Raw genomic sequence first — 12,631 nt, 5'->3', positions numbered from 1 at the left:
AAAGACCAGCAAATTGCTGGCCTTATCATTTTAGCGGTGATGCTTTTTTGTTCACAATTCCTTAACGCTGAATTTGTGGCTCAGGCATAGCTTTCGGTGACTCAAGACGAATAAACAGTGTTACCACGCCCATCGCCGCCATGATCCAGAAGACATTGGCACCCCACTGCTCGAAACCCCAGCCACTGAATGCGGTCATCAGTGCCATAAAAGCTCCCAGAGGAATGGCGTTATAGATCGCCTGAAGGGCAACCATACGGCTGGCACACTGCTGCTGGATATAACGGATGGCCGCAATATGCGCCATGGCAAAGGTCACGCCATGCAGGGCCTGAACCACCACCAGTGCTGCTACTTCTGTAGTCGAAGCTGTCAGCCCCCAGCGCAGCATCACGCCAAAGGAAGCCGCCATAAACAGCTTACGCAGCGACCAGCCGCTGAACAGGCGGGCACTGAGGGCAAAAACCCCTACTTCCGCCACCACGCCCAGGCTCCACAGGAAGCCGATGATATCTTCCCCGTGGCCGGCTTCTTTCCAGTAGATGGCACTGAAGCTGTAGTACGCCGCGTGGCTGCCCTGAATAAGCGCCACCAGCAGTACAAAGCGCAGCACTTCTCCTTCCATCAGCATCTTCAGCAGCTTTGGACGTTCCGCTTCGTGGTCCGCTTCCGGCTGCGGCATCACCGCCGGGTTACGCATCACCATCAGCATGGAGAATACAAAACCGGCCAGCGCAGTATAAACAATCATGCTGACACCAAACTGCGCTGCCAGGTACCCCACACAGGTTGAACCGGCGATAAACGCCAGCGAGCCCCATAACCGGGTCTTGCCGTAGTCGAGCATCTTACGGTTGCTGTAGTGGTTGGCCATCGCATCCGACAGCGGTACCACCGGCCCAAACGCGAGGTTAAACAGCACAGTCACCAGTGCCAGCAGCCAGAGATTACCACCGGCACCAAGGTGAGCAGCAAGAAACAGGGTACAGGCCACCGTTGCCCAGCGCAGCGCCGGCAGTACCTGTTCGATACGGTGAATGCGGGGGGTGATCACCAGGTTAGCAACACAGCGGGTGGCAAAGCCAAGACCCATCAGCATACCGACATCGGTCGCGGATACGCCCTGGTCTTCAAACCACAGCGCCCAGAACGGCAGGTAAACACCGTAAGCAAAGAAGTAACCGAGAAAATACTGGGAGAGCCAGCCAAAAGGTGACGGGGAAATCATAACGGATCCTGAGCGGTTAAAAACTGGCGCCATTATGCCCGCGGTTACCCATCAGAAAAAGGGTAGAAAGCGGTAAGTTTATTTCCGTATTAGACCAAAGTCGTCTGGTCAGATTTGTCTCGTTTGCCAGACTAATAATACCCCCTGAGATTATGGCTTCCGCATTATGCCTGACAAATTCAATATGCAGGCGGCCCCGTTCGACCGCCTCACCCGTGATCAGCAACACCGCCTGCGCAGCGCGCTGGATGTGGCTTATTTCCGCGCCGGGGATAACCTGATCGAGCCCGGCAGGGAAACCGGCAGCCTGCACATCATCATCAAGGGGGCCGTAGAAGAACGCTCGGCGGATGACAACGAAATATTCGCCCATTACGCCCCGGATGACCTGTTTGACGTGCGGGCGCTGCTTGAAGGCAGGAGCCGACACCGCTATCAGGCGCTGGAAGACACCCTCTGCTACCTGCTGCCCAAAGAGATTTTTTCGGAGCTGTACCATACCAACCCTGACTTTGCCGCCTGTTTTGATACCAGCCTGGCAAAGCGCCAGCAGTTGCTTGAGACCGCCCACCAGCAAAAAAATCTCGCCGAGTTTATCCTGACTAAAGTCGATAAAGGCATCTACCACCCGGTCGCGATCTTTACCCCGGATGAGCCGATCGACAGCGTGACCCGGCAGATGAAAGAGCTCGGGACCGACAGCGCGCTGATCCGCCTGTCAGACTCAGATCCCAGACTGACAGAAAATCCTCATCCGTGGCCGTATGGCATTGTGACCCGCACCAATATGCTCCACGCGGTGATGCTCGACGGCCACCCGCTCAACGCCCCGGTGGGAGAGATCGCCACCTACCCGGTTCACTACGTTAAAGAGCAGGATTTTCTGTTTAACGCCCTGATCAGCATGACCCGCCACCGGATGAAACGGGTAATGGTGTGCGATGACAGCCAGCCGGTCGGCATGCTGGATATGACTCAGATTCTGTCGAGCTTTTCCACCCACTCCCACGTTCTGACCCTGGCGATCGCCCGTGCTGACTCAACCGAAGAGCTGGCAATCGCCGCCAATGGCCAGCGCAATCTGGTCGAGAGCCTGGTCTCCAATGGCATCCGCACCCGTTTCATCATGGAGCTGATTTCAGCCGTCAATGAGCAGATCATCGAAAAAGCGTTTGAGCTGGAAGTCCCCCCGCAGCACCGCCAGGACTGCTGCCTGATGGTGCTCGGCTCTGAAGGGCGCGGCGAGCAGGTGCTTAAAACCGACCAGGACAACGCGCTTATCCTCAAAGACGGTGTCAGCTGGCCCGGCGTTGATGAAGTAATGGCCCGCTTTACCCACACCCTGCAGCAGCTCGGCTACCCGCTCTGCCCGGGTCAGGTCATGGTCAGCAATCCGGACTGGGTTAAAAACCAGACCCAGTGGAAAAACACTCTCTCCGCCTGGGTCGAGCAGGCGGGCCCTGAGCAGGTGATGAAGCTGGCGATCATGGCCGATGCCCACGCTGTAGCGGGCAATAAATCGCTGCTGAACCCCGTGCGGGCGCACCTGCTGGAGAAAATGAGCGGACAGGAGCTGATCCTGGCTGAATTTACCCGCCCGGCACTGCAGTTCTCTTCTCCCCTGACCCTGTTCGGCAACGTCAAAGCGGATAAAGACGGACTGGAGATCAAACAGGGCGGCATTTTCCCCATCGTCCACGGGATACGCGCACTGAGCCTGGATTACGCGCTGGATGAGCGAAACACCTTTGACCGGCTCGACGCGCTGGTAAGAAAAAAAGTCCTCGAACGCGATACCGCCGACAACCTCAGCGAAGCGCTGAAGCTGTTCGTCAAACTGCGCCTCCACCAGCAGCTCTCCGAGCACCAGAACAGCAACCGCATCGACATCCGCGCGCTGGAGCGCTCCGAGCGCGACGTCCTGCGCCACAGCCTGCACGTAGTGAAAAAGTTTAAGCAGTGGCTGGGGTATCATTATCAGATAAGGGACTAGATATAAGGCACTGGGCGCTGGGCTCGGGGCATCCAGGACCCAGGACCCAGGACCCAGGACCCAGGACCCAGGACCAAAATAAAAACAGAGAACCAAATATGAACAAGTTTCAGCGCCTCTGGTGGCGCCACAAGCTCAAACACAGCCCCTACCGGCCGCTGTTTGATGCGCCTGACAGCCGGGAACTGGTGTCGCTGGATTGTGAGACCACCAGTCTGGATCCACACAGTGCGGAGCTGGTGACAATAGCAGCGACTAAGATCACAGGTAACCGGATCATCACCAGTGATCCTTTCCATATCCGGCTGAAAGCGCCGGGGTCGCTCGATTCGGGATCGGTCACGATCCACCGGATCCGCCATCAGGACCTGGCCGGGGGGCTGGATGAGCGTGAGGCGATAGAAGCGCTGCTGGCGTTCATCGGTAACCGGCCGGTGGTGGGCTACCACATCCGCTACGACAAGACCATTTTAGACCGCGCCTGCCGCCGTCAGCTCGGCTTTCCCCTGCCCAACCCGCTGATCGAAGTGAGCCAGATTTATCAACAGAAACTCGAACGCCACCTGCCCAACGCCTACTTCGATCTCAGCCTGGACGCGATCTGCAAACACCTGCAGCTGCCGGAACAGGAGCGCCATGACGCGCTGCAGGATGCCATCTCGGCGGCGCTTATCTACGTCAGGCTTACCTTTGGTGACCTGCCCCCTCTCACTTCCCCTTACGTGCGCGATTAAACACCTCAAGCACGGCCAAAGCTGATAAATCCATCAGATGGCGGCCCGGTTTCAAACAGTTATCCGAAAGTCTAATTGCCCAAACTGCGATTGTGACCGAAAGTAATATAACAATTGCGTAACAAACCATTCTTTTGAGCGCCGGCGGCGGTCAGAACTACAGGGAGAGTAACAATGAGTGAAGGTCACGTTTATTCCGTCAGGCCGGAGATCCAGGCTTCAACCCACGCTGATAACGATACCTATCTGAGCATGTACCAGCAGTCGGTGCGCGATCCGGAAGGATTCTGGAGCGAGCACGGCAAGATCCTCGACTGGATAAAACCTTACACTAAGGTCAAAAACACCTCCTTTGATACCGGCCATGTGGATATCCGCTGGTTTGAAGACGGTACCCTGAACGTCTCTGCCAACTGTATCGACCGCCACTTGGCTGAGCGCGGCGACGAGGTGGCGATAATCTGGGAAGGCGATGACCCGGCAGACGACAAAACCCTCACCTTTAACCAGCTTCATCAGGAGGTGTGCCGCTTCTCCAATGCCCTCAAAGAGCAGGGGGTACACAAAGGGGACGTGGTCTGTCTGTATATGCCGATGGTGCCGGAAGCAGCGATCGCCATGCTGGCCTGTACCCGAATCGGCGCGGTGCATACCGTGGTATTTGGCGGCTTCTCTCCCGAAGCCCTGTCCGGGCGTATTATCGACTCGGATGCCAAAGTGGTGGTCACCGCAGACGAAGGGGTGCGCGGCGGGCGCGCGGTTCCGCTGAAGAAAAACGTCGATGAGGCGCTGACCAACCCGGAAGTGAAAACCATCGAAAAAGTGATGGTGCTGAAACGCACCGGCGGCGATATCGACTGGCACGATCACCGCGATGTCTGGTGGCACGAGGCAACGGCGCAGGTTTCTGACCACTGTCCGCCGGAAGAGATGAAAGCCGAAGACCCGCTGTTTATCCTCTACACCTCAGGCTCGACCGGTAAGCCAAAAGGCGTACTGCACACCACCGGCGGCTACCTGGTGTACGCCACCATGACCTTTAAGTACGTGTTTGACTACCAGCCTGGTGAAACTTTCTGGTGTACCGCAGACGTGGGCTGGATCACCGGCCACACCTACCTGGTTTACGGCCCGCTCTCCAACGGCGCCAAAACCATCCTGTTTGAAGGCGTGCCGAACTACCCGAATACCAGCCGGATGAGTGAAGTGGTCGACAAACACAATGTCTCGATTCTCTACACCGCTCCAACTGCAATCCGCGCCCTGATGGCCAAAGGCGACGAAGCCATCAAAGGCACCAGACGTTCCAGTCTGCGAATTATGGGCTCAGTAGGCGAGCCAATTAACCCGGAAGCCTGGGAGTGGTACTACAAAACCATCGGTGACAGCCGCTGCCCTATCGTAGATACCTGGTGGCAGACCGAAACCGGCGGCATACTGATCACCCCGCTGCCGGGCGCGACCATGCTCAAACCCGGCTCGGCGACCCGTCCTTTCTTCGGCGTGCAGCCTGCGCTGGTGGATAACATGGGCAACATTGTGGAAGGAGCGACCGAAGGCAACCTGGTGATCCTCGATTCCTGGCCGGGGCAGATGCGTACCGTCTACGGAGATCATGAACGCTTCGAACAGACCTACTTCTCCACGTTCCGCGGTATGTACTTTACCGGTGACGGCGCCCGCCGCGACGAAGACGGTTACTACTGGATCACCGGCCGGGTGGATGACGTGCTCAACGTTTCCGGCCACCGTATGGGTACCGCCGAGATAGAGTCCGCACTGGTGGCGTTCGACAAGATCGCCGAAGCAGCGATTGTAGGTGTGCCGCATGACATCAAAGGTCAGGCGATTTATGCCTACATCACCTTAAATGACGGCGAAATCCCGAGTGCCGAACTGCACAAAGAGGTCAAAGACTGGGTCCGCAAAGAGATTGGCCCGATAGCGACCCCGGATGTGCTGCACTGGACCGATTCTCTACCCAAAACCCGTTCAGGCAAGATCATGCGCCGTATCCTGCGCAAGATCGCCACCGGTGACACCGGCAACCTTGGGGATACCTCCACCCTGGCCGACCCGGGTGTGGTAGATAAACTCATCGAAGAGAACCAGCAACTGCGTTAACCAACTGACATACAGTAGATTACTGACCAAAAAGCCAGGTTCGTCCTGGCTTTTGTGATTTTCTCCCACAAAATTGCCCTCATAGCCCAACCCGGCTCACAATTCTCGTGCTGCTGACAGGAATTTCAGTGAGATTAGACCAGTAAAATGCTGCCATTTGCGCTGAATTGTCTATAATCGACAGTTAATTCGAGTATCGGGTCAGTTTTAAGCGCCCAAATGAGGCCACTGACTCACTCCAACGGAATCGGCGCAACATGCGCACCATTTAACGGAAGATAAGCCCAAGATGTCAGCAAAATCACGAATTCTGGTACTGAACGGCCCTAACCTGAACCTGCTTGGTCTGCGTGAACCGGGGCACTACGGCAGCCAAAGCCTGCCGGAAATTGTCGCGAATCTGCAAAACCAGGCGCAGGAGCTCGGTATCGAGCTGGCGCATCTTCAGTCCAATCGTGAGTATGAACTGATTGAGGCGATTCATGCCGCACACGGCCGCTATGATTTTATCATCATCAACCCGGCCGCTTTCACCCACACCAGCGTCGCCATCCGTGACGCGCTGCTTGGGGTCGCGATTCCGTTTATTGAAGTACATCTGTCCAACGTGCACAGCCGTGAACCTTTCCGCCACCACTCTTATCTGTCAGATAAAGCGGTCGGCGTGATCTGCGGTCTGGGCGCGCAGGGCTACCAGTTTGCACTGAGCGCAGCGGTCAATCAGCTGGGCTCAAAAGCGTAACCTATCGCTATGAACAGCCTGCCGTGCAGGCGTGTCATTCAACAGATAAAAAGAGAAAGCTAACATGGATATTCGTAAAATTAAGAAGCTGATTGAACTGGTGGAAGAGTCCGGCATTGCTGAGCTGGAAATCTCTGAAGGTGAAGAGTCGGTACGCATCAGCCGTCACGGCTCTGCTCCTGTAGCAGCACCTGTACAGTACGCAGCAGCTCCGGTTGCAGCGCCTGCACCAGCGGCGGCTCCTGTTGCTGCAGCTCCGGCTGCTGCTGAAGAAGCAGCGCCTGCCGTACCAGCTGGTCACCAGGTTCTTTCTCCTATGGTTGGTACTTTCTACCGCTCTCCAAGCCCGGATGCGAAATCTTTCATCGAAATTGGTCAGTCAGTAAACGCAGGTGACACCCTGTGCATCGTAGAAGCGATGAAGATGATGAACCAGATCGAAGCAGACAAATCAGGCGTTGTAACTGCAATCCTGGTAGAAGACGGCCAGCCGGTAGAGTTCGACCAGCCTCTTGTTGTGATCGAATAATCGGGGCCCGGACTTATGTTAGATAAAGTAGTCATCGCAAACCGGGGCGAAATCGCCCTGCGTATTTTGCGTGCCTGTAAAGAACTGGGCATTAAAACTGTTGCGGTACACTCGACCGCTGACCGTGACCTGAAACACGTACTGCTGGCTGATGAAGCAGTATGTATCGGTCCTGCGCGCAGTATCGACAGCTACCTGAACATCCCGCGCATCATCTCTGCGGCAGAAGTAACCGGCGCTATCGCGATTCACCCGGGCTACGGCTTCCTGTCTGAAAACGCAGACTTTGCCGAGCAGGTTGAGCGCAGCGGCTTTATCTTTGTTGGCCCGAAAGCGGAAACCATCCGCATGATGGGTGACAAAGTATCGGCTATCACCGCAATGAAGAAAGCCGGCGTACCTTGTGTACCTGGTTCTGACGGCCCGCTGGACGACGACGATGCGAAAAACAAGGCACACGCCAAGCGTATCGGCTACCCGGTGATCATCAAGGCATCAGGCGGCGGCGGTGGTCGTGGTATGCGTGTTGTTCGCGCAGAAGCAGACCTGGTTGAAGCTATCGCAATGACCCGCGCTGAAGCAAAAGCTGCGTTCAACAACGACATGGTGTACATGGAGAAATTCCTGGAAAACCCACGTCACGTTGAAGTTCAGGTTATCGCTGACGGCCAGGGCGGTGCTATCCACCTGGGTGAGCGTGACTGTTCTATGCAGCGCCGCCACCAGAAAGTGGTAGAAGAAGCACCGGCTCCGGGCATCACCGAAGAGATGCGTAAGTACATCGGTGAGCGCTGTACCCGTGCATGTATCGAAATCGGCTACCGCGGTGCAGGTACCTTTGAGTTCCTGTACGAAAACGGCGAGTTCTACTTCATCGAAATGAACACCCGTATCCAGGTAGAGCACCCTGTGACCGAAATGGTAACCGGCGTTGACCTGATCAAAGAGCAGCTTCGCGTTGCAGCTGGTCAGCCGCTTTCTTACACCCAGGACGACATCAAAATCAAAGGCCACGCCATTGAGTGTCGTATCAACGCAGAAGACCCGGAGCGCTTCCTGCCTTGTCCGGGTAAGATCGAGCGTTTCCACGCGCCAGGCGGTAACGGCGTTCGCTGGGAATCACACATCTACACCGGCTACAGCGTGCCACCTCACTACGATTCAATGATCGCCAAGCTGATCACTTACGGTGAGAACCGTGACGTAGCGATTGCACGCATGAAGAACGCACTGGATGAGCTGGTAGTTGAAGGTATTAAGACCAACGTACCGCTTCAGGAAGCGATCATGAACGATGAGAACTTCCAGCACGGTGGCGCCAACATCCACTACCTGGAGAAGAAACTGGGCATGCACGACTAAGCCCGGCTCTGACCAAATTGAAAAACACTCCCTTTGCGGAGTGTTTTTTTTATCCAAATCGGCTAGACTCCACGTCAAAATTTACACTAACCAGGAGGGCGCATCCATGCCCTGGATTCAAATCAAACTTAACGCCAGCGACACCAACGCAGAGCAGATCGGCGACATACTGATGGAACAGACCGGCGCACTGTCTGTTACCTTCCTTGACGCCAAAGATACGCCGGTTTTCGAACCACTGCCGGGTGAAACCCGCCTGTGGGGTGAGACAGACGTAGTGGCGCTGTATGACGCTGAAGCGGATACCAACTGGATTGTGGAACAAATCAAGTCCAGCGGTCTGCTGGAAGAGGGCTTTGCCCACAAAGTAGAGCAGCTGGAAGACAAAGACTGGGAACGCGAGTGGATGGAAAACTTCCACCCAATGAAGTTCGGTGAGCGCCTGTGGGTATGCCCGAGCTGGCGTGACATCCCGGAACCGGATGCGGTCAACGTGATGCTTGACCCAGGTCTTGCGTTTGGTACCGGCACCCACCCGACTACCTCTCTGTGTCTGGAGTGGCTGGAAGGTCTGGATCTGGAAGGCAAAACCGTAGTCGACTTCGGCTGTGGCTCCGGCATCCTGGCGATCGCAGCGATCAAACTTGGCGCGGCCAAAGTGATCGGGATCGACATCGATCCGCAGGCAATCCTGGCATCCCGCGATAACGCGACCCGTAACGGCGTGGCTGACCAGCTTGAGCTGTACCTGCCACAGGACCAGCCGGAAGCGCTGGAAGCCGACGTAGTGGTAGCCAACATCCTGGCCGGCCCACTGCGCGACCTGAACGGCGTGATCAAGAGTCTGGTGAAGCCTGGCGGCCTGCTGGCGATGTCCGGCGTACTGGAAACCCAGGCGGAAGACGTTGCCAACCACTACCGCGATGAACTTGCGATTGAGCCGATTGTCGAAATGCAGGAATGGTGCCGGATTTCGGGCCAGAAACCGGCATAAAAGCAAGCAAAAAAAGGGCGTGCAGAGCTAATTGACTGAAAAACAGGCAATTTAAAAAACAAATTGTAAATGCTCAAAAATTAAGCTTTTCACTTTGCGAAAAAATGCGTAAAATGCGCGCCCTTGCTGGTGTAGAACTGTGAAGCTGTTTTGAAAATCGGAAACTATCAACTGGACAATAACCTTATCGTTGCCCCAATGGCGGGAGTCACCGATAGACCATTTAGAGAGTTGTGTCTCCGCTATGGTGCGGGTATGGCCGTCAGTGAAATGATGTCCTCTAATCCCAAACTGTGGAAAACGGCTAAGTCCCAACAACGCATGGTACACGAGGGTGAATCGGGCATTCGCTCAGTACAGATTGCGGGCGCAGATCCCCGGCTGATGGCCGAAGCGGCTCAGTACAGTGTTGAGAACGGTGCGCAAATCATCGATATCAACATGGGCTGCCCGGCCAAGAAAGTGAATAAGAAGCTTGCCGGCTCCGCTCTGCTTCAATACCCGGACATTATCGAAAAGATTCTGACCACGGTGGTAGATGCGGTTAAAGTCCCTGTGACTTTGAAAACCCGGACAGGCTGGGACACAGACAATAAGAACTGTGTCGCTATCGCTAAAATGGCCGAAAACTGCGGCATCCAGGCGCTGGCCCTTCACGGGCGTACACGCACCTGTATGTACAAAGGTGAGGCAGAATATGACAGCATTAAAGCGGTAAAAGAGGCCATCTCTATTCCGGTTATCGCTAACGGTGATATCGATAGCCCGGAGAAGGCCAAATTTGTACTGGAGTACACCGGTGCAGACGCTTTAATGATTGGCCGCCCTGCCCAGGGGCGTCCGTGGATTTTCCAGGAAATCCGTCACTATTTGGAAAACGGCACCACCATGCCTGAGCTTCCGACTGAGGAAGTCAAAGGCATTATGCTTGGTCACGTTCGCGCTCTGCATGACTTTTATGGAGAGTACCTGGGGCCACGTATCGCACGTAAACACGTGGGATGGTACCTGAAAGAGCAGGATCAGGCCGGTGAGTTTCGCCGTACCTTCAACGCTATCGATGCAGCTCCGCTGCAGCTTGATGCGCTCGAAGGTTATTTTGAAAACGTTGCATCATAATTACAGAAAGAGCTAGACCGAATATGTTCGAACAAAATCTGACTTCCGAAGCATTGACAGTAACTACAGTGACCTCACAAGACCAGATCACTCAAAAGCCACTACGTGACTCTGTAAAAGCGTCTCTAAAGAACTACCTCGCTCAGCTAAACGGCCAGGAAGTCAACGACCTGTACGAACTAGTATTGGCTGAAGTTGAACAACCACTACTAGACACCATCATGCAGTACACCCGCGGCAACCAGACCCGCGCAGCAACTATGATGGGCATCAACCGTGGTACTCTGCGTAAGAAGCTGAAAAAATACGGCATGAACTAATAGCGGTTAGCTAACTAGTTGAATTTAAAAGGCTGAACCCTGTTAGGCGTTCAGCCTTTTTTGTATATGTACCCTCAAATGTACCCGGAGTGCAGGATTAAACACGAGGCAATACAATGAAAACGATCACTATCACCAAAGACTTTGATATCGCTTATGGCTTGTGCCCTACAATTGAAAATCAAATCACAAAGCTAGTTGCAGAGTACACAAAAAACAGCGTTGACTCACATTACGTCGTAAACCAACTCCTCAAAGATCCCAAAATCAAAGCAATCATCGTGTAACCCTCCCCAAAAAACTGGTCACTAGTAATTAGAGCTTTTCCGTTTACACTGAAACAAACGGAGAACGCATGATGAAGAAATCACGCTACACAGAGACACAAATCGTCAGGATCCTCAAGGAAGTGGAAGCAGGCCGAAAGGTCAATGAAGTTTGCCGTGAATATGGCATCTCTGATGCGACTTACTACAACTGGAAATCCAAGTATGGTGGTATGGAAGCATCGGATGTGAAACGCCTGAAAGAGCTTGAAGATGAGAATCGAAGGCTCAAACAGATGTTTGCTGATCTCAGCCTTGAGCATCGCATTGTCAAAGACATTCTGGAAAAAAAGCTCTAAAGCCAGCGGTTAAACGGGAACTGGTCGATTATGTTCGCAAACAGTTCCAAACCAGCCTGAGAATGGCCTGCCGCGCAGTTGGCATCAGTGATTCGGTATATCGCTACCGGCCAGATCCTCACCGGGATGATGAGGTGATAGCCAAACTTCAGGAAGTAACTGAGCGGTATCCTGCATACGGATTTGGCAAGGTATTTGCCGTGCTCAGGCGTTGGGGGCATGCATGGAACCATAAACGGGTTCATCGTGTTTACTGTTCTCTGAAACTGAACATGCGCCGCAAGGGCAAAAAACGCTTACCCAAGCGCGAGCCCGCGCCCCTGATATGCCCGGACTGGGTCAACAGCTGTTGGTCTATCGACTTTATGAGTGACTCACTGAACTGTGGCAGACGCTTTCGCACATTCAATGTCGTGGATGACTTCAACCGTGAAGTACTCGCGATTGAAGTGGACCTGAATCTGCCCGCTCCACGGGTGATACGGGTTCTCGAACGTATCATTGCCTGGAGAGGCTATCCCGGAAAACTGCGAATGGACAATGGGCCAGAGTTTATCTCAACCGCTTTGGCTGAATGGGCAGAAAAAAACAAGGTGGAACTTGAGTTCATTCGGCCAGGAAAGCCCACAGAAAACTCGTATATCGAGCGTTTTAACCGGACGTACCGGACAGAAGTTCTGGACATGTATGTGTTCAAAACACTGAGTGAAGTCCGGGAACTGACGGAAAACTGGATGAGGGAGTACAACGATGAACGCCCTCATGAATCACTGAATGATCTGACTCCCTGGGAGTATTTAGCAAGGCATGAAAACAGGAAAACCTCTAATTTAGAATGCCACTAAAACAGGGAGGGTTACA

Annotated in this window: 11 protein-coding genes; 10 read left to right on the top strand and 1 reads right to left on the bottom strand. The window is 54.3% G+C overall.

What is annotated here, in order from left to right:
• Window positions 1–61: 61 nt before the first annotated feature.
• Window positions 62–1,228 (bottom strand): 3-phenylpropionate MFS transporter, encoded by a 1,167-nt coding sequence (locus ACVB80_RS21175; RefSeq protein WP_481083276.1) that lies wholly within the window; start codon window positions 1,226–1,228, stop codon window positions 62–64.
• Between the two features lie 166 nt (window positions 1,229–1,394).
• On the opposite strand from ACVB80_RS21175, the gene ACVB80_RS21170 reads away from it, so the two are divergent.
• The 10 genes from ACVB80_RS21170 (at window position 1,395) to ACVB80_RS21125 (ending at window position 12,615) form a co-directional block, all read left to right on the top strand.
• Window positions 1,395–3,221: a DUF294 nucleotidyltransferase-like domain-containing protein gene (locus ACVB80_RS21170; RefSeq protein WP_481083275.1), complete on the top strand. Its 1,827-nt coding sequence runs from the start codon at window positions 1,395–1,397 to the stop codon at window positions 3,219–3,221.
• A 98-nt stretch (window positions 3,222–3,319) separates the two neighbouring features.
• The gene (locus ACVB80_RS21165) at window positions 3,320–3,955 is read left to right on the top strand and encodes a 3'-5' exonuclease (RefSeq protein WP_481083274.1); all 636 of its coding nucleotides are present in this window, start codon (window positions 3,320–3,322) and stop codon (window positions 3,953–3,955) included.
• A 174-nt stretch (window positions 3,956–4,129) separates the two neighbouring features.
• A complete protein-coding gene (gene acs / locus ACVB80_RS21160; protein ID WP_481083273.1) occupies window positions 4,130–6,079 on the top strand; it encodes an acetate--CoA ligase in 1,950 nt (649 codons plus the stop codon).
• A gap of 289 nt (window positions 6,080–6,368) precedes the next feature.
• On the top strand, window positions 6,369–6,821 hold the full coding sequence (gene aroQ, locus ACVB80_RS21155; RefSeq protein WP_481083272.1) for a type II 3-dehydroquinate dehydratase: 453 nt from the start codon (window positions 6,369–6,371) through the stop codon (window positions 6,819–6,821).
• Window positions 6,822–6,885: 64 nt separating this feature from the next.
• The gene (gene accB / locus ACVB80_RS21150; protein WP_481083271.1) at window positions 6,886–7,350 is read left to right on the top strand and encodes an acetyl-CoA carboxylase biotin carboxyl carrier protein; all 465 of its coding nucleotides are present in this window, start codon (window positions 6,886–6,888) and stop codon (window positions 7,348–7,350) included.
• Between the two features lie 15 nt (window positions 7,351–7,365).
• Window positions 7,366–8,712 carry an acetyl-CoA carboxylase biotin carboxylase subunit gene (gene accC / locus ACVB80_RS21145; RefSeq protein WP_481083270.1) on the top strand — a complete coding sequence of 449 codons (1,347 nt, stop codon included), beginning with the start codon at window positions 7,366–7,368 and terminating at the stop codon, window positions 8,710–8,712.
• 106 nt (window positions 8,713–8,818) lie between these two features.
• The gene (gene prmA / locus ACVB80_RS21140; protein WP_481083269.1) at window positions 8,819–9,706 is read left to right on the top strand and encodes a 50S ribosomal protein L11 methyltransferase; all 888 of its coding nucleotides are present in this window, start codon (window positions 8,819–8,821) and stop codon (window positions 9,704–9,706) included.
• Between the two features lie 150 nt (window positions 9,707–9,856).
• Complete coding sequence (gene dusB, locus ACVB80_RS21135; RefSeq protein ID WP_481083268.1) at window positions 9,857–10,825, top strand: tRNA dihydrouridine synthase DusB; 969 nt, start codon at window positions 9,857–9,859, stop codon at window positions 10,823–10,825.
• Window positions 10,826–10,848: 23 nt separating this feature from the next.
• Window positions 10,849–11,145 carry a DNA-binding transcriptional regulator Fis gene (gene fis / locus ACVB80_RS21130; RefSeq protein WP_002542007.1) on the top strand — a complete coding sequence of 99 codons (297 nt, stop codon included), beginning with the start codon at window positions 10,849–10,851 and terminating at the stop codon, window positions 11,143–11,145.
• Window positions 11,146–11,503: 358 nt separating this feature from the next.
• A protein-coding gene (locus ACVB80_RS21125; protein WP_481081072.1) for an IS3 family transposase occupies window positions 11,504–12,615 on the top strand; the annotation gives its coding sequence in 2 pieces (ribosomal slippage) (window positions 11,504–11,756 and window positions 11,756–12,615; 1,113 coding nt in all).
• Window positions 12,616–12,631 lie beyond the last annotated feature (16 nt).

The organism is Vibrio sp. 9-16B-A1, from assembly GCF_056726165.1.
This window is presented reverse-complemented; position numbering and strand designations above follow the sequence as displayed.